The organism is Shewanella algae, assembly GCF_009183365.2.
Lineage (GTDB): Bacteria > Pseudomonadota > Gammaproteobacteria > Enterobacterales > Shewanellaceae > Shewanella > Shewanella algae.
In genome coordinates, this window is record NZ_CP068230.1 from 1,190,237 (window position 1) to 1,207,373 (window position 17,137).

Consider the following 17,137-nt stretch of genomic DNA (forward strand, 5'->3'; position numbering starts at 1 on the left):
GATTTGAGTGTTTTGGGGTGAGATATGGCACAGGCAGCAATGGCGTTGGTGGGTGTAACCGCATGCAATGAGCAGTTGGGGCTGCATCCTTTCAATATTGTTGGCGAGAAATACCTCTTGGGGGTGGTCGAAGGTGCCGGAGCCTGGCCCCTGGTGATCCCGGCATTGGGGGCCGATACCCCGATAGCACAACTGCTCGAACGCCTGGACGGCATATTGTTTACCGGCTCCCCCTCCAATGTTGAACCTCATCATTACCAAGGCCCGGCCAGCGAGCCGGGCACCCACCATGATCCCAAGCGGGATGACACTACTTTGCCTTTAATTCGCGCTGCCATAGAGGCCGGAGTGCCGGTACTCGGGATCTGCCGCGGCTTTCAGGAAATGAATGTGGCTTACGGCGGCAGTTTGCACCAGAAGCTCTATGAAGTGGGTGGTTTTATTGAACACAGAGAAGACAAGAGCGCGCCGCTGGAGGTGCAGTATGGCTTGTCCCACGAGGTCAGCATAGAACCTGGAGGGATGCTTTTCGACGCCTGGGGCCGTAGCCATGCGATGGTTAATTCCGTCCATACTCAGGGCGTGGAGCGCCTGGGTCAGGGGTTGCGGCCTGAAGCGCATGCTCCAGATGGTCTGATTGAAGCCTTCTCTGTCACCGACGCCAAGGCATTCGCCTTGGGAGTGCAGTGGCATCCCGAATGGCAAGTCAGAAATAACCCCTTCTACAGCGCAATTTTTAAGGCCTTTGGGGAGGCTTGCAGTCTTAGGGCGCAACAGCGGAATAAATAATATGAATAAGCTTGAAGCCTTCTTAAAAGAACAAAAAATAACCGAAGTTGAATGTGTTATCTGCGATATGACAGGTATCGCCCGCGGTAAAATTGCCCCGGTAGACAAGTTTATCGATGAAAAGGGCATGCGGCTGCCCGAGAGTGTGTTGCTGCAAACCGTGACCGGCGATTATGTCGATGATGAGGCCTACTATGGCCTGCTCAACAGCGCCGATATCGACTTTGTCTGCGTGCCAGATGAAAATGCGGTCTTTATGTTGCCCTGGACCCTGGAGGCCACGGCTCAGGTGATCCACGATACTTATGACAAGATGGGCAATCCGCTGGAGCTGTCGCCGCGCAACGTATTGAAAAAAGTGCTCAAGCTTTATGAAGACAAGGGCTGGGAGCCGGTGATTGCCCCCGAGATGGAGTTTTATCTCACCAGTCGCAGTGACGATCCCGATCTGCCACTCAAGCCCCCGGTTGGTCGTTCCGGCCGCGCCGAATCCGGACGTCAGTCCTTCTCCATCGATGCCGCCAATGAGTATGACCCCCTGTTTGAGGATATGTACGACTGGTGTGAGGCGCAGGAGCTGGATATCGACACCCTGATCCACGAGGAAGGCACGGCGCAGATGGAGATCAACTTCAGCCACGGCAATCCACTGGCGCTGGCGGATCAGGTGTTTGTGTTCAAACGCACCCTGAGAGAGGCCGCCCTCAAGCACGGCGTCTGCGCCACCTTTATGGCCAAGCCTGTGACCAATGAGCCTGGCAGCGCCATGCACCTGCATCAGAGCGTAATCGACAAGGAAACCGGCAAAAATATCTTCACCCGCGAAGATGGCACCATGAGCCAGAATTTCCTCAGTTATATCGGCGGGCTGCAGCGCTTTATGCCGGAATTTCTGCCGCTGATGGCGCCCAACGTCAACTCATTCCGCCGCTTCCTGCCGGGCACCTCGGCGCCGGTCAATCTGGAGTGGGGCGAGGAGAATCGTACCTGTGGCCTGAGGATCCCCGAGTCTTCACCGCAAAATCGCCGCATTGAAAACCGTATCCCGGGGGCCGATGCCAACGCCTATCTGGCCATTGCCGCCAGCTTGTTGTGCGGCTATTTGGGAATCGTTGAAGACGTGAAACCTTCGACGCCGGTGCAGGGCCGGGCCAACGAAGACCGCTCGGGGATCTCTTTGCCGCAGACGCTGGAAGAGGCGATGGCCATGATGGAAGAGAGCCTATATTGCCGTAAATATCTGGGGGAAGATTTCACCACAGGTTTTGTCGCGGTCAAGCGCGCCGAGCTTGAGAATTTTCGCCGGGTGGTGAGTTCCTGGGAGCGGGAATTCCTGCTGCTGACTGTCTAAGGAGGGAGAGATGAAATCACAACAGACCCAAAGCTGGCAGGCCAAGGACCATGCCCACCACTTGCATCCCTTTACCGATCCCAAGGCGTTGAAACAGGCGGGCGGGCGGGTGATTACCCGCGCCGATGGCGTCTATATCTGGGATTCACAGGGCAATCAAATTCTCGATGGCATGGCCGGACTCTGGTGCGTCAACATGGGCTATGGCCTGCGTTCCATCGCCGATGTGGCGGCACATCAGTTGCAGGAATTACCTTACTACAACAGCTTCTTTCTGTGCAGCCACCCGCCGGCGATTGAACTGGCCGCCGAGATAGCCGCGCTGGCACCACCTCATATGAACAAGGTGTTCTTCACCGGCTCTGGCTCAGAGGCCAATGACACCAACTTGCGCCTGGTGCGTCATTACTGGGACATCCAGGGCAAGCCGGAGAAGAAAACCATTATCTCGCGCCACAATGCCTATCACGGTTCCACAGTTGCCGGTGCCAGTCTTGGTGGCATGAGTGGTATGCATGCCCAGGGCGATTTGCCCATTCCAGGCATAGTCCACATCGCTCAACCTTACTGGTATGGCGAAGGTCAGGGACTGTCTGCCGAAGAGTTTGGTATTCGCTGTGCCCGCGAGCTTGAAAGCAAGATCCTCGAGCTGGGTGAAGACAAGGTGGCGGCCTTTATTGCCGAGCCTATTCAGGGCGCTGGCGGCGTGATAGTCCCGCCGGACAGCTATTGGCCGGAGATCAAAAAGATCCTCGCCAAGTACGACATATTGTTCATCCTCGATGAAGTGATCACCGGCTTTGGCCGCACCGGCTGTTACTTTGCCGCCGAGTATTACGATCTTGAGCCGGATCTTATCACCATAGCCAAGGGGATGACTTCGGGCTACGCCCCCATGGGCGGAGTGATAGTGTCGGATAAAGTCGCCGATGCGCTGGATAAGGGCGGTGAATTTGCCCACGGCTACACTTATTCGGGCCATCCACTCAGTGCCGCGGTGGCACTGGAAAACTTACGCCTGATGAAGCAGGAAAACATAGTCGCCAAAGTGGCCGAGGAAACCGCGCCTTATCTGCAGCAGCGGCTGCGGCAAGTCTTGGCCCAGCATCCGCTGGTGGGTGAGGTGCGCGGCGTTGGCATGGTGGCCGCGCTGGAACTAGTCGCCGATAAGGCGAGTCATCAGCGCTTTGCTGCCGAGCTAGGGGTAGGCACTCAGTGCCGGGAGCATTCCATCGCCAGTGGCTTGGTGATGCGGGCGGTGGGAGACACTATGATCATCGCGCCACCCCTGGTGATAACCCAGGCTCAAATCGATGAATTGGTAACAAAGGCGAAACAAGCGCTCGATATGACCTACGCAAGCGTACGAAAATTGAACGACTAAGATTGCCTGCCATTGACGGTAAGGGCATGATATACCTTGCTGTCAAGGCGCCGATGCGGGTTTTAGGGAGTAGCATTGGTGACACTAATAACAATGACAATAAGTTAACAATTGAAGGCGGGTTACAACCGCTGCTACCCGTAAAAGGAGAGAGCATGAAGCTATTGACCAAAGTAACGTCTGTGGCACTGTTGGGAGGCCTTGCGGCCGCTGCCACGGCCCAGGCCGAAGAAGTTGTCCGGGTGTATAACTGGAGTGACTATATCGCCGAAGATACCCTGGCCAACTTCCAGAAGGAAACCGGGATCCGGGTGATCTATGACGTGTTTGACAGCAACGAAGTGGTTGAAGCCAAACTGCTTTCCGGCCGCTCCGGTTATGACATAGTCGTGCCTTCGAACAACTTTCTTGCCAAGCAGATCAAGGCCGGGGCCTTTAAGCCTCTGGATAAAAGCAAGCTGAGCAACTATCAGAATCTGGATCCCCAGTTGATGAAACAGCTGGAGAAGGCCGATCCGGGCAACCAGTATGCCGTGCCTTACCTCTGGGGCACCAACGGTATAGGCTATAACGTCGCCAAGGTAAAAGAGCTGCTGGGAGAGGATGCTCCCACAGATTCGCTCGAACTGATGTTCAACCCCAAGTATGCCGAGAAGCTGTCATCCTGCGGCATGTCCATGCTGGACTCGGCCGATGATATGGTGCCGCAGGCGCTGATCTATCTGGGATTGGATCCTAACAGTACCAAGGCGTCCGACTTTGACAAGGCCGGTGAAGTGCTGGCCAAGATACGGCCTTATATCACCTATTTCCACTCATCGCGCTATATCTCGGATCTGGCCAATGGTGATATCTGTGTCGCCTTCGGTTTCTCCGGCGATATCCTCCAGGCGGCTACCCGCGCCGATGAGGCAGGTAACGGCAACAAGATTGCCTATGCCATTCCCAAGGAAGGCGCCAACCTCTGGTTCGATATGTTGGCTATTCCTGCCGACGCCGGCAATGTCGACAATGCGCTGACCTTTATCAACTACCTGCTCAGGCCGGAAGTGATAGCCCCCATCTCCAACTATGTTTCCTACGCTAACCCCAATGTACCGGCGCAGAAACTGGTGGATGAGTCTATCCGTAACGATCCCGGCATCTATCCACCACAGGCAACTCTGGACAACCTGTATGTGGGGGAAATTCGTCCACTCAAGGCCCAGCGGGCCCTGACCCGGGTTTGGACCAAGGTTAAATCCGGCCAATAACAATAACTCAGGGGCCAGGTGCCCCTTCATTGTCTGATTGCGTAGTACAGGCAAACTTTACTCGTTCCACCAGCGGCGGCCGCTGAGCCGCCCATTTGGTATTTTGCGGAGAAGTATTATGGCAATCACCTCGGGCATTCCTGTCAAACCCAATAATAAAACTCAGGATGAAGTGCTGCTCAAAATCGAGCGGGTCAGCAAGCTCTTTGACGATGTTCGCGCCGTGGATGATGTGTCGCTGACCATCAACAAGGGCGAGATCTTTGCCTTGCTCGGCGGCTCAGGCTCAGGCAAGTCGACTCTTTTGAGAATGTTGGCCGGTTTTGAAAAGCCTACCGAAGGACGCATTTTTCTCGATGGTCAGGACATTACCCACCTGCCGCCCTATGAACGCCCCATCAATATGATGTTCCAATCCTACGCCCTGTTTCCCCATATGACGGTGGCGCAGAATATCGCCTTCGGCCTCAAGCAGGACAAGTTACCCAAGGCTGAAATCGAGCAGCGGGTGCAGGAGATGCTCAAGCTGGTGCATATGGAAAAATATGCCCGCCGCAAGCCGCATCAACTTTCCGGCGGTCAGCGTCAGCGGGTGGCGTTGGCCCGTTCTTTGGCCAAGCGGCCGAAACTCCTGTTGCTGGACGAGCCCATGGGAGCGCTGGATAAAAAACTGCGGACCCAGATGCAGCTTGAAGTGGTGGAAATTCTCGAGCGGGTAGGGGTGACCTGCGTCATGGTTACCCATGATCAGGAAGAAGCCATGACCATGGCCGAGCGGATTGCCATCATGAGCGATGGCTGGATAGCCCAGACCGGCTCGCCTATGGATATCTATGAAAGCCCCAATAGCCGGATGATTGCCGAGTTTATCGGCACAGTGAATCTGTTTGAGGGGGAGATCACCGCCGATGAGGTGGACCATGTGATCATTCAGTCCGAGAGCCTGAACCAGGCGTTTTACGTGGGTTATGGTGTGTCTACCAGCGTCGAGGACAAGCATGTCTGGTTGGCGGTCAGGCCGGAAAAAACCCTGATAAGCCGCGAGCAGCCCGAAGAGCAATACAACTGGGCCAAGGGCATAGTCCACGATATCGCCTATCTCGGTGGTTTCTCCGTGTATTACATTCGCCTTGGCAATGGTCAGATAGTCCAGTGCAGCATGACCAACCGTGAACGCCGCGCCGATCACCCCACCTGGGATGATGAAGTCTATATCAGCTGGGAGGACACCAGTGGCGTGGTGTTAAGATCATGAAGAAGCTCAAGTTAGGATTCAAAGGCCGCCACCTGACCATAGGCTTTCCCTATCTGTGGTTGCTGCTGTTTTTCGCGCTGCCGTTCGCCATAGTATTGAAGATAAGCTTTTCCACCGCGGCGATTGCCATTCCGCCCTATGAGCCAAGTTTTCAGTATGCCGACGAAGTGCTGCAGGTATTTATCAACCTGAGTAACTACCTGTTGCTGCTCAGCGACTCCATGTACTACTCGGCCTATCTCAACTCGCTCAAGATGGCGCTGGTTTCCACCCTAGGTTGTCTGCTGCTTGGGTATCCCATGGCCTATGCCATTGCCCGGGCGCCGGCCAGGTTGCAGACAGTGCTGCTGCTGTTGGTGATGTTGCCCTCCTGGACCTCATTTCTTATTCGGGTATACGCCTGGATGGGGATTTTGAGTAACACAGGGCTTATCAATAATCTGCTGCTGGGGCTCGGGATTGTTGATGAGCCGCTGCAGATGCTCAATACCAATCTGGCGGTGTATATCGGCATCATCTATGCGTATCTGCCCTTTATGATATTGCCGCTGTACGCCACCTTGGTGAAGCTGGATGTCAGTCTGCTGGAAGCCGCGGCCGATCTCGGCTCCCGCAGTCTCAATACCTTCTGGAAGGTGACGCTGCCCCTGTCCAAGAGCGGCGTCATTGCCGGTTCCATGCTGGTGTTTATTCCGGCCGTGGGGGAGTTTGTGATCCCCGAACTGCTTGGCGGGCCGGACTCGCTGATGATAGGTAAGGTGCTGTGGCAGGAGTTCTTCAACAACCGTGACTGGCCGGTGGCTTCATCGCTGGCGATAGTGATGCTGGTGCTGCTGATTGTGCCCATCACCCTGTTCCATCGCTATCAGAGCCGCAGTTTGGAGAAAGAGATATGAAGAAGCTGAGTTTCTCGACCCTGATGTTATGGATTGGGCTGGTGTTTCTGTATGCCCCCATGTTTATTTTGATTTTCTACTCTTTCAACGCCTCCAAACTGGTAACTGTCTGGGGCGGCTTTTCCGCCAAGTGGTACGCCGAGCTGTTTGCCGATCAGCAGATACTGGATGCGGTCTGGACCAGTCTGCAAATCGCCTTCTACAGCTCGACCATGGCGGTGATCATAGGCACTATGGCGGCCTTTGTGATGACACGTTTTCGTCGCTCCTGGGCCAAGCTGACGCTGTCGAACATGATTACGGCGCCCTTGGTTATGCCCGAGGTGATCACGGGTCTGTCGCTGATGCTGCTGTTTGTGCATATGTCGGATCTGCTCGGCTGGCCGGCTGAGCGGGGCAGGATGACAGTCTGGATTGCCCATTCTACCTTCTGCGCCGCCTATGTGGCCGTAGTGGTGTCATCGCGCCTCAGGGAGTTGGATCTCTCTATTGAAGAGGCGGCGATGGATCTGGGGGCGACACCGCTGAAGACCTTCTTCCTGATAACTGTGCCCATGATAGCCCCGGCGCTGATGGCGGGTTGGCTGTTGTCGTTCAGCCTGTCGCTGGACGATCTGGTGATTGCCAGCTTCGCCTCGGGACCTGGCGCCACTACACTGCCTATGGTGGTGTTCTCCTCGGTGCGGCTCGGGGTGTCCCCCAAGATCAACGCCCTGGCGACCCTGATCATTCTGGTGGTATCCCTGATCGCTTTCCTGTCCTGGTATCTGGCGCGCCGCGCCGAACGCCGTAGCAGACAAACAGAGGAATAACAATTAGGCGGTTGGCTGTGACATCCCCCGCCGCTATTTTTCTTGTGTGTTTTAAATTTTGAACAAAGTGTGTTTTATAATGCGTTTTCTACTGGTTTTAGTCGATTTAACTGTGTAGGATGATGCAAGTGTTAAAAATAACAAACATAAAAGGCTGGATTAACCATGACTGCCACTGCCCACACCTCCTCTTATTATGCCGATTCGGCCAATGACACCCGTGAACGCAACAGCTTAAGCGAGGTGCTGGAAACCGATGTCTGTGTGATAGGAGCCGGTTATACCGGGCTCAGCTCGGCGCTGCACCTGTTGGAGGCCGGTTTCAAGGTGGTGGTATTGGAAGCGGCTAGAGTGGGCTGGGGCGCCTCTGGCCGCAACGGTGGCCAGATAGTCAACAGCTACAGCCGCGATCTCGATGTGATAGAAAGCACTGTCGGTAAGGCGCAGGCCAAGCTCTTTGGCGAAATGGCCTTCGAGGGCGGCCGTATCATCCGCGAACGCATCGAAAAATACCAGATCGATTGTGACCTCAAAAACGGCGGGGTATTTGCCGCCATCAACCGCAAACAGATGGGGCATCTGCAGCAGCAAAAAGCCCTCTGGGAGCGATATGGCCACACAGAACAGCTGCAGCTGTTGGATGATGCCGGAATTCGCCAGGTGGTCAATACAGACCGTTATATCGGCGGCTTGCTGGACAAGAGTGGCGGACATATCCATCCGCTGAACCTGGCGCTGGGTGAGGCGAGGGCGGTGGAATCTCTCGGTGGAAAAATTTTTGAGGATTCGGCCGTAGTACGTATCGACGAAGGGGAGTACCCTATAGTACATACCGCCAATGGCCAGGTTAAGGCCAGGTTTGTGGTGGTGGCAGGAAATGCCTATCTTGGCAAACTGCTGCCCCAACTTGCTGCCAAATCCATGCCTTGCGGTACCCAGGTAATCACGACAGAACCCTTGGGTGAAGAGTTGGCCCACAGTCTGTTGCCGCAGGACTACTGCGTCGAGGACTGTAACTATCTGCTGGATTATTTCCGCCTGTCGGCCGACAAACGCCTGATCTATGGTGGCGGTGTAGTGTACGGCGCCCGAGATCCGGAGAATATCAAAGCGATTATCCTGCCCAAGCTGCTCAAGACCTTCCCCCAATTGAAAGGGGTCCGTATCGACTATACCTGGACAGGCAACTTTCTGCTGACACTCTCCCGTTTGCCTCAGGTCGGCAGGATTGGCAGCAACATCTATTACTCCCAGGGCTGCAGTGGTCATGGGGTGACTTATACCCACCTGGCGGGCAAGTTGATTGCCGAGGTGCTGACCGGACAGGCGGAGCGTTTCGATGCCTTTGCCAGCCTGCCCCATTATCCATTTCCCGGCGGACATGCCCTGCGAGTCCCCTTTTCTGCGCTCGGCGCCTGGTATTACAGCCTGAGGGACAAACTGGGTATTTGATGCCTATCCGTACAAGGGCGCCCGGCGCCCATTTAAAGGAGTCGCAATGAAACTTAACCAGAGTGCGCTGCTGCGTGAACAAGCCTATATCGATGGCCAGTGGCTGGACGCAGACTCAGGCAAGAAGGTCAATATTTTCAACCCGGCCACCGGCGAGCGTATCGGCAGTGTGCCCGAGATGGGCGCATTTGAAACCCACAGAGCCATAGATGCCGCCGAGCGGGCTCTTCCGGCCTGGCGGGCGCTGACCGCCAAAGAGCGCAGCACCATTCTCAAACGCTGGTTCGAGCTTATCAACCAACACGCCGATGACTTGGCGCTGCTGATGACCACAGAGCAGGGTAAGCCTCTGGCAGAAGCCCGTGGTGAGGTCACCTATGCCGCCTCCTTTATCGAGTGGTTTGCCGAAGAGGGCAAGCGGGTTTACGGCGATACGATCCCCGGCCATCAACAGGACAAGCGCCTGTTGGTGATCAAGCAGCCCGTGGGCGTGACTGCGGCCATTACGCCCTGGAACTTCCCGGCGGCGATGATCACCCGTAAGGCGGGGCCAGCACTGGCGGCCGGTTGCACCATGATAGTCAAACCGGCGCCGCAGACCCCTTTTACCGCTCTGGCGCTGGCCTACCTGGCGATTGAAGCCGGCATTCCTCCCGGCGTCTTCAGCGTGATTACCGGTGATGCCAAGGCGATAGGCAATACCCTTTGCGACAGCGCCGTGGTGCGTAAGCTGTCTTTCACCGGCTCGACCGGCGTGGGCATTCATCTGATGCAGCAATGCGCCGCCACCCTTAAGAAACTGTCACTGGAGCTCGGCGGCAACGCGCCCTTTATCGTGTTTGATGATGCCGATCTGGATGCGGCGGTCGAAGGGGCGATGATCTCCAAGTATCGCAATGCCGGCCAGACCTGCGTCTGCGCCAACCGCATCTATGTGCAGTCGTCCGTTTACGATGCTTTTAGCGAAAAGCTGGCCGCCAAAGTGGCCGAGCTCAAGGTGGGTGTCGGCACCGAATCCGGCATTACCACAGGGCCGCTTATCGACAAGAATGCGGTGAAAAAGGTGCAGGCTCATCTCGAGGATGCCGTCTCCAAAGGCGCCAGGGTCAAGACAGGCGGCCGGGCGCTGGGCGGTAACTTCTTCGAGCCCACTATTTTGACCGAGGTGAATGGCAGCATGCGGGTTGCCAAAGAGGAAACCTTTGGCCCGCTGGCGCCGCTGTTCCGCTTCGATAGTGTCGATGAAGTGATCGCCATGGCCAACGATACCGAGTTCGGCTTGGCGGCCTATTTCTACGCCAGGGATATCTCCAGAGTCTGGAAAGTTGCCGAGGCGCTGGAATACGGCATGGTGGGGATCAATACCGGGCTTATCTCCAACGAAGTAGCGCCTTTTGGTGGCATCAAGGCCTCGGGGTTGGGACGGGAAGGCTCTAAATACGGCATAGAGGAATATCTGGAGATCAAGTATCTCTGCCTCTCGGTCTGATTAACCCATGTCCCGGCGATGCCGGGACAACAACAGAGGATAGCAGGATGATAAGCAATGACTCTCTGATGGTGCGGCGCCAGGCCGCAGTGGCACCGGGTGTGGGACAGATACACCCTGTGTTTGTGGAACGGGCGGAAAATGCCCGGGTATGGGACGTCGAGGGCCGCGAATATCTGGACTTTGCCGGAGGCATAGCCGTGCTCAATACCGGGCACCTGCATCCCAGAGTCAAGCAGGCGGTTGCCCGCCAGTTGGAAGATTTCTCCCATACCTGTTTTATGGTGCTGGGCTATGAGAGTTATGTGGCCGTCTGCGAAAAACTCAACGCCCTGGTTCCCGGGTATTTCGCCAAGAAGTCGGCGCTGTTTACCAGTGGCTCGGAGGCGGTGGAAAATGCCCTCAAGGTCGCCAGGGCCTATACCAAACGCAGCGGTGTCATCGCCTTTACCTCAGGCTATCATGGCCGCACCATGGCAACGCTGGCGCTCACCGGCAAAGTGGCACCCTACAGTAAGGGCATGGGGCTGATGCAGGCCAACGTGTTTCGCGCCCAGTATCCCTGCGCGCAGCATGGGGTGAGTGACGACGATGCGATGAAGTCCATCGAGCAGATTTTCAAGAATGATGCCGAACCGGCGGATATTGCTGCCATTATTCTCGAGCCGGTGCAGGGCGAGGGCGGCTTCTATGCCGCATCCCCCGAGTTTATGGCGCGGCTGCGCAAGCTGTGTGACAAGGAAGGGATAGTGCTGATTGCCGATGAGGTGCAGACGGGCGCCGGCCGCACCGGCACCTTCTTTGCCATGGAGCAGATGGGCGTTGCCGCCGATATCACGACTTTTGCCAAGTCCATCGCCGGTGGTTTCCCGCTCTCCGGTATTACCGGCCGGGCCGAGATGATGGATGCCATAGGCCCTGGCGGTTTGGGAGGCACCTATGGCGGCAATCCGCTTGCCTGCGCCGCCGCCCTGGCGGTGATAGAAACCTTCGAGAAGGAACAGCTGCTGGCGCGGGCCAACCAGGTGGGCACTGTCATTAAAGAAGCGCTTGGCAAGCTGCAGCAGGAGTACGACTTTATTGCCGATATTCGCGGCCTAGGCGCTATGGTGGCCATGGAGCTGGTTGAAGACGGTGTGCCGAAGCCCGAGTATTGCGCGCGAGTCCTCACCTTGGCGCGGGAGCGCGGTCTTATCCTGCTTTCCTGTGGCACTTATGGCAATGTGCTGCGTCTCTTGGTGCCTTTGACCGTCAGTGACAGGGATCTGCAGCAGGGGCTGGAGATTATTGCCGAGTGTTTCCGGCAACTGCGTAGTTGAGCATGAAGGATGATAGGGAAGCCCAGCGCTTCCCTTTTTTATGTCTGTGACCCATCCGGAATACAGTTGACACTTTCCAGACTTCTTTTGGGAGAGAGTAATGGTAACAAGTACCAAGCGAACTCAGTGAGGTTGTTCCCTTGCCTTTAATCGGCCGTTGTCGAGCAAGTGGAAAAGACGAAATGACTTATCGGCAAGCTCAGCAGCGCCAATGGCAGTGCAAGCCAGAGTGCCGCGAAGGCTTATTGGCACTTTCCTTGGTAAAAATAATCCATAAGTGCTAGTAGATTGAGACAGGGAGAGTCCATGGTGCTATCTTTGTAGCTGTTAACCTTTCATTTACAAGCGCATTGCGCCCGCCGCTATCAGGAGCCTTGGATGAAGCAACTCTCCATCGGAACCAAACTTCTCTGGATAACTTCGGCGCTGTTTCTCATAACAGTGGCCATTCTCTCCATCAGTCTCTGGTGGTCTCTGTCGGATCAAAACCAACGTTTGTCGGCAGAGGTGCAGCAGACGCTGGAGCTGGAGATCCGCGATAAGCTCGAGGCCAGTGCCGCCCAATACGGTGAGAAAGTCGCTGGTTTTATTGATGAGGCCTACCGCATTCCCTGGTCACTGGCAGGGATTCTGGAGCTGACCTCTGAGCGGGAGCCCATGACCCGGGAAGAAGTGCAGACAACCGTCGAGGCGGTGCTCAGAAAGAACAGCCAGGTTTCCTCCATCTATGCCCAGTTTGAGCCAGATGGATACGACGGCCAGGATTGGCAGTATCAACAGCAAGCGAGCAAACACAGTGTGCCTGGTGCCGGGTCGCTGGAGATCTACTTTACCCGCAACAACGACGGCAGTATTGAGCAACACCAGGTAGACGATGCCGAGGAGAAGTATGTCGCCACGCTCAACGAGTTTGGCATTCGCGAGGCCGAGTGGTATCTGTGCGGTAAAGACACCCTCAAGCCCTGCCTGATGGAGCCCTACCTGTATGAGATAGCTCCGGGCAACAATGAGTTGATGACCTCCTTGACTGTACCGGCGCTGCGCGAAGGCCAGTTTGCCGGTATTGTCGGGGTGGATGTCAACCTGCCGGTATTTCAGAAACTGATCGATCAACTGTCGCAGTCGCTCTATCAGGGCAAGGCCAAGGTTACTCTGCTCAGCAGTAAGGGGCTGGTGGTGGCTGCCAGTCATTACAGCAAGAAGGCGCGGCCACTGGCCGAGTCTGTCGCCCCTGAGCTGGCCGCCAAAATGGTGGCCCTGGCCGGCGGCGAGGGCTTTATGTTGACGGACAATGACATAGTGGTTGCACACCGCATCGACATTCCTCTTTCCGGTAGTCGCTGGTCGCTGTTGATTGAAGTGCCCAAGGTGGACGCCTTTGCGCCCGTGGCCAAGCTCAGTGAAGAGATGACAGTGATGGCCACCGAATTGGGCAGCTTGCTGCTCGGGGTTGGCGTCTTGGTATCTGTGCTGGCGGTACTGGCCATAGCTTTGGTGATCCGCAGCATATTGGCACCGCTCAAGAGCATTCAATCCCGGGTTGAGAATTTGGCCAGTGCCGAAGGCGACCTGACCCAAAGCATTCAGGTGACTTCCCACGCCGAGCTTATCGCCCTTGGCGCCGGGGTAAACGCCTTTATTCTCAAACTCAGGGAGCTTATCCGTGAGCTGAAAATGCTTGCCGGACGCTCCCGTGATGAGGGCCAAACCACGGCAGAAATTGCCCGCCAGACACTGGACAGTGTCAATCGCCAATACAGTGAGATAGAGAGCGTGGTGGCCGCGGTCAACCAGATGAGCGCCACGGCCCATGAAGTGGCCAAGGCTTCGGAGCAGACGGCATCGGAAACTGAGTCCATGGCGGTCAATGTCCGCGACAGTGAAACCAGCCTCAACAAGGCGATGGATTACGTCAATACCATGTCCAGTGAGTCGATGCAGGCCAAGGCCGCCGTCGCCAAGGTGGCGGAGAGCAGCAATAACATCAGCAGCATTCTGGAAGTGATCAGCGCCATCGCCGAACAGACCAATCTGTTGGCGCTCAATGCGGCGATTGAAGCGGCCCGCGCCGGCGATCAGGGCCGAGGTTTCGCCGTGGTAGCGGATGAAGTGAGGGCGCTGGCTTCCAAGACCCAGAGCTCGACTCTGGATATTGGTCGTCTAATCGAGTCACTGCAGCAGGAAGTGGGCAGCGCCTCCAATATTATTGAACGCGGAGTGGAGCAGGCCAAAAACGCCGTGTCGCAAACAGAGCAGGCACTCAGCGCTCTGAATCTTATGGTCAGCCAGCTGGATCAGATCTCGGCGCAGATCACCCATATTGCCACGGCGGCCGAGGAGCAAAGCGCTGTCACCGAAGAGGTGAACAAGAATATCACAGGTATCTCAGACTCGGCGGCCGAACTGGCGCGTCTGGCCGGTGAGGCGGAGCAGAGCAGTCAGACGCTGGCACAGTTGGTGGACAGCCAAAACGATCAATTGGATAGACTCAAGACCTAAGGAAGATGCTAATAAGTCCTCGAGGCTTACATATCCGTCTACTGCATTGTGCTTCTTGCAAAGGACTTGGGCCATTTGTTGCGAACCACGCCTTGCATCCAGGCATGTAAGCCAACGCATGGCACACATGGGGCTTGTTCGCACCTTCCCCAAGCAAACAAAAAGAACCCAGCCTCGGCTGGGTTCTTTTTTAGAGGAGCGAGAGACGCCTTCGGATCAATGCCTGTGATGTTCATCAGACAGGGACGCGACGGTATCGACCACATTGCGGGCTCCGTCGAGAATCGCGCCCATTACGTCTGCGACTTCCTGCAGCTGGGTCTTACCCTGGTTGGCCGCCTCGGCCACCGCCGCCATTTCACGGGTGGCCTTGTCTGTGAGCTGACCATTTTGACTGACGACAGAGCCAATCTCCTTGGTAGACTCACTGGTGCGGGCCGCCAGTTGTCTGACTTCATCAGCGACGACGGCAAACCCCCGTCCTTGCTCACCGGCGCGGGCCGCTTCAATCGCCGCATTGAGCGCCAACAGGTTGGTCTGCTCTGCAATGGCGCTGATGGTCGAGACTATCGCCTGGATATTGCGTGACTGCTCATTGAGCTGAGCTATCGCCTCTGAGGCCTGCTGCACCTGAGACGCTATGCTGTTGGAGGTGGCGGTTACCCTGTCCAGCCTGTCTATCGCCTGCTCAACTGTGGCACCGGTATTCAGCGCCGTGCTGTGGGCTATTTCGGCCGCTTCTTTAATCGCCTGGGACTTTTCTATCCTGGCGGTGATATCACTGGCAAACTTAATCACCTTGATCACCTTACCGGCGGGATTGCGTATAGGGTTATAGCTGGCCTCAAGCCAGACGGTTTGCCCCAGTTTATTGAAGCGTTTAAACAGCCCGGACTTGAACTGGCCCTTATTGAGCTCTTCCCAAAAATGGGGGTGTTCCCGGTAGAAGGCCTCGTCACAAAACAGCTTGTGGTGTTGCCCCTTCAGTTCGGCCCGGGTATAGCCCATGACATCGAGAAAATTGGTGTTGGCTTCAATGATATTCCCCTTGGGATCAAACTCGATAATCGCCTGGGAGTTGTCCAGGGCGTTGGCCACGGCTTTTTGAGTGTCGGTTTCCATTTGGCTGTTGGTGATATCGGCGGCAATCTTCATGACGCGAGTGACTTTACCCTGCTCAAACACGGGGAAATAGGTGGCCTGCAAATAAATGCTGCTGCCATCTGCGTGGCGACGTTCAAACACCCCGGCAGCGGCTTTTCCTTGCCTGAGCTGTTCCCAAAAACTGCGGTACTGGGTTGAGGCGGCATAATCGGCCTGACACAAGGTTTTGTGTGGCATGCCTTTGAGCTTCTCATGCTCCAGGCCAAACAACTCGGCAAACAGGCGATTGGCTTCTATCACAGTGCCGTCGGGCGTGAATACCACACAGGCAAGCGACTGTTCTATGGCTTGCACAGTTGCCAGTTGCTTGGACAGCTGCAATTGACATTGTGCCAGCGCTTGTTTGGACGATTTATTAAAAAACATAAAACAGATCCCCACTTGTTAGGTTTAGTCGGCAGCTTGCTGTCGGCTCGTATTCTGAGGCGAGAATCCATTTCGCAGTTGTCATTCCTGATGCAGGGCTGCAGCTTTAACTTATTATAGCTTCAGTGAAAGGTAACATAAGCGTGGCAGAGTAAAAGGTGTGGATGAAGCCAAAGTCAAGATACCACTCCTGTGCCGCGGCGCTTAAGGTATAAGGCTTGTCGGCAGGCTATCAGCTTTTAATGAACATAAGATGTCAAGCTGCGGAAAAGTGATCGCGAGTTTCTCTAAATATAAGCTCTGGCCGGCAAAGAGATTCCCGGATTGCCTTGTCTGGCTTCTATTGGGAACTGGCAAATCGGTTATAAGGGGTTATCGCAGGTGGCATGTATGTTTGATTATGAAAATCAATCGGTTAAAAAGCTGTTTTCCTGCTTGATAAAGAGAACTCGTTTGGGCTTTGGGCCGCTACAGTTTAGTAAGTTGTGATATTTATCACAGTTTGCCCGGGCATAAGATCCCACTCTGTTATGGCTATTTTATCTTTAGTCGCCATTGAGCGCGGCTATCGCCAACAAGCAAAAGGAGTGTATATGGCAACCAAGAAAGTCAAGGCACCCACCATAGATATAGGTATCTCTGATGCGGATCGTAAAAAAATTGTCGCGGGGCTTTCTGCGCTGCTGGCCGACAGTTATACCCTGTATCTGATGACCCATAATTTCCATTGGAACGTCAAAGGGCCGCAGTTCAACAGCCTGCATCTGATGTTTATGGAGCAATACACGGAGCAATGGAATGCGCTGGATGAAATCGCCGAGCGGATCCGCGCCCTGGGGTATCCGGCGCCGGGGACTTATAAGGAGTTTGTGCGTCTGGCATCCATCAAGGAAGTGGAAGGTGTGCCCTCTGCCAATGAGATGATATTGCACCTGGTCGAAGCCCAGGAGGCCACGGCCCGCACCGCCAGAGCCCTGTTCCCCGTTATCGACAAGGCCAATGATCAGCCGAGCGCCGATCTGCTCACCCGTAGACTGGAAGTCCACGAAAAGACTGCCTGGATGCTGCGTAGCTTGCTGGAGGAATAGCCTAAACGCAAGGTGCTACG

Annotated in this window: 13 protein-coding genes; 12 read left to right on the plus strand and 1 reads right to left on the minus strand. The window is 55.5% G+C overall.

Annotated elements, in window-relative coordinates; all coding sequences use genetic code 11:
- The first annotated feature begins 24 nt into the window (after nucleotides 1-24).
- The 11 genes from E1N14_RS05410 to E1N14_RS05460 all read left to right on the plus strand — a co-directional run bounded on the left by E1N14_RS05410 (nucleotide 25) and on the right by E1N14_RS05460 (nucleotide 14,499).
- Nucleotides 25-789, plus strand: a complete 765-nt coding sequence (locus E1N14_RS05410) for a gamma-glutamyl-gamma-aminobutyrate hydrolase family protein (RefSeq protein ID WP_028780690.1) — start codon at nucleotides 25-27, stop codon at nucleotides 787-789.
- Nucleotide 790: 1 nt separating this feature from the next.
- Nucleotides 791-2,140 (plus strand): glutamine synthetase family protein, encoded by a 1,350-nt coding sequence (locus E1N14_RS05415; protein WP_044733903.1) that lies wholly within the window; start codon nucleotides 791-793, stop codon nucleotides 2,138-2,140.
- Nucleotides 2,141-2,150: 10 nt separating this feature from the next.
- Nucleotides 2,151-3,524 (plus strand): aspartate aminotransferase family protein, encoded by a 1,374-nt coding sequence (locus E1N14_RS05420; protein WP_025009892.1) that lies wholly within the window; start codon nucleotides 2,151-2,153, stop codon nucleotides 3,522-3,524.
- A gap of 155 nt (nucleotides 3,525-3,679) precedes the next feature.
- Nucleotides 3,680-4,777, plus strand: a complete 1,098-nt coding sequence (locus tag E1N14_RS05425; protein ID WP_025009893.1) for a polyamine ABC transporter substrate-binding protein — start codon at nucleotides 3,680-3,682, stop codon at nucleotides 4,775-4,777.
- A gap of 118 nt (nucleotides 4,778-4,895) precedes the next feature.
- Entirely contained in the window at nucleotides 4,896-6,032 is a 1,137-nt protein-coding gene (potA, locus tag E1N14_RS05430) for a polyamine ABC transporter ATP-binding protein (RefSeq protein WP_025009894.1), read from the plus strand.
- On the plus strand, nucleotides 6,029-6,928 hold the full coding sequence (locus tag E1N14_RS05435; RefSeq protein WP_037436682.1) for an ABC transporter permease subunit: 900 nt from the start codon (nucleotides 6,029-6,031) through the stop codon (nucleotides 6,926-6,928). The genes potA and E1N14_RS05435 overlap by 4 nt, the downstream gene beginning before the upstream one ends.
- Nucleotides 6,925-7,740 (plus strand): ABC transporter permease subunit, encoded by an 816-nt coding sequence (locus E1N14_RS05440; protein ID WP_025009896.1) that lies wholly within the window; start codon nucleotides 6,925-6,927, stop codon nucleotides 7,738-7,740. The genes E1N14_RS05435 and E1N14_RS05440 overlap by 4 nt, the downstream gene beginning before the upstream one ends.
- A 165-nt stretch (nucleotides 7,741-7,905) precedes the next feature.
- Nucleotides 7,906-9,192 carry an NAD(P)/FAD-dependent oxidoreductase gene (locus E1N14_RS05445; RefSeq protein WP_025009897.1) on the plus strand — a complete coding sequence of 429 codons (1,287 nt, stop codon included), beginning with the start codon at nucleotides 7,906-7,908 and terminating at the stop codon, nucleotides 9,190-9,192.
- Nucleotides 9,193-9,238: 46 nt separating this feature from the next.
- On the plus strand, nucleotides 9,239-10,681 hold the full coding sequence (gene gabD, locus E1N14_RS05450; RefSeq protein ID WP_044733906.1) for an NADP-dependent succinate-semialdehyde dehydrogenase: 1,443 nt from the start codon (nucleotides 9,239-9,241) through the stop codon (nucleotides 10,679-10,681).
- Between the two features lie 47 nt (nucleotides 10,682-10,728).
- Nucleotides 10,729-12,000 carry a 4-aminobutyrate--2-oxoglutarate transaminase gene (gabT, locus tag E1N14_RS05455; protein WP_025009898.1) on the plus strand — a complete coding sequence of 424 codons (1,272 nt, stop codon included), beginning with the start codon at nucleotides 10,729-10,731 and terminating at the stop codon, nucleotides 11,998-12,000.
- 378 nt (nucleotides 12,001-12,378) lie between these two features.
- Nucleotides 12,379-14,499, plus strand: a complete 2,121-nt coding sequence (locus E1N14_RS05460) for a methyl-accepting chemotaxis protein (RefSeq protein WP_025009899.1) — start codon at nucleotides 12,379-12,381, stop codon at nucleotides 14,497-14,499.
- 216 nt (nucleotides 14,500-14,715) lie between these two features.
- On the opposite strand, the gene E1N14_RS22175 is transcribed toward E1N14_RS05460, so the two are convergent.
- Complete coding sequence (locus E1N14_RS22175; RefSeq protein ID WP_025009900.1) at nucleotides 14,716-16,029, minus strand: methyl-accepting chemotaxis protein; 1,314 nt, start codon at nucleotides 16,027-16,029, stop codon at nucleotides 14,716-14,718.
- A gap of 593 nt (nucleotides 16,030-16,622) precedes the next feature.
- Between E1N14_RS22175 and E1N14_RS05470 the strand changes: the two genes are divergently transcribed.
- Nucleotides 16,623-17,117: a Dps family protein gene (locus tag E1N14_RS05470; RefSeq protein WP_025009901.1), complete on the plus strand. Its 495-nt coding sequence runs from the start codon at nucleotides 16,623-16,625 to the stop codon at nucleotides 17,115-17,117.
- Nucleotides 17,118-17,137 lie beyond the last annotated feature (20 nt).

What these genes read in the sequence shown, in the direction of transcription:
- E1N14_RS05415 (WP_044733903.1), top strand. Translation starts at nt 791, where the DNA reads ATGAATAAGCTTGAAGCCTTCTTAAAAGAACAAAAAATAACCGAAGTT.
- potA (WP_025009894.1), top strand. Translation starts at nt 4,896, where the DNA reads ATGGCAATCACCTCGGGCATTCCTGTCAAACCCAATAATAAAACTCAG.
- gabT (WP_025009898.1), top strand. Translation starts at nt 10,729, where the DNA reads ATGATAAGCAATGACTCTCTGATGGTGCGGCGCCAGGCCGCAGTGGCA.
- E1N14_RS05435 (WP_037436682.1), top strand. Translation starts at nt 6,029, where the DNA reads ATGAAGAAGCTCAAGTTAGGATTCAAAGGCCGCCACCTGACCATAGGC.
- E1N14_RS22175 (WP_025009900.1), bottom strand. Translation starts at nt 16,029, where the DNA reads ATGTTTTTTAATAAATCGTCCAAACAAGCGCTGGCACAATGTCAATTG.
- E1N14_RS05420 (WP_025009892.1), top strand. Translation starts at nt 2,151, where the DNA reads ATGAAATCACAACAGACCCAAAGCTGGCAGGCCAAGGACCATGCCCAC.
- E1N14_RS05440 (WP_025009896.1), top strand. Translation starts at nt 6,925, where the DNA reads ATGAAGAAGCTGAGTTTCTCGACCCTGATGTTATGGATTGGGCTGGTG.
- E1N14_RS05445 (WP_025009897.1), top strand. Translation starts at nt 7,906, where the DNA reads ATGACTGCCACTGCCCACACCTCCTCTTATTATGCCGATTCGGCCAAT.
- E1N14_RS05410 (WP_028780690.1), top strand. Translation starts at nt 25, where the DNA reads ATGGCACAGGCAGCAATGGCGTTGGTGGGTGTAACCGCATGCAATGAG.
- E1N14_RS05460 (WP_025009899.1), top strand. Translation starts at nt 12,379, where the DNA reads ATGAAGCAACTCTCCATCGGAACCAAACTTCTCTGGATAACTTCGGCG.
- E1N14_RS05425 (WP_025009893.1), top strand. Translation starts at nt 3,680, where the DNA reads ATGAAGCTATTGACCAAAGTAACGTCTGTGGCACTGTTGGGAGGCCTT.
- E1N14_RS05470 (WP_025009901.1), top strand. Translation starts at nt 16,623, where the DNA reads ATGGCAACCAAGAAAGTCAAGGCACCCACCATAGATATAGGTATCTCT.
- gabD (WP_044733906.1), top strand. Translation starts at nt 9,239, where the DNA reads ATGAAACTTAACCAGAGTGCGCTGCTGCGTGAACAAGCCTATATCGAT.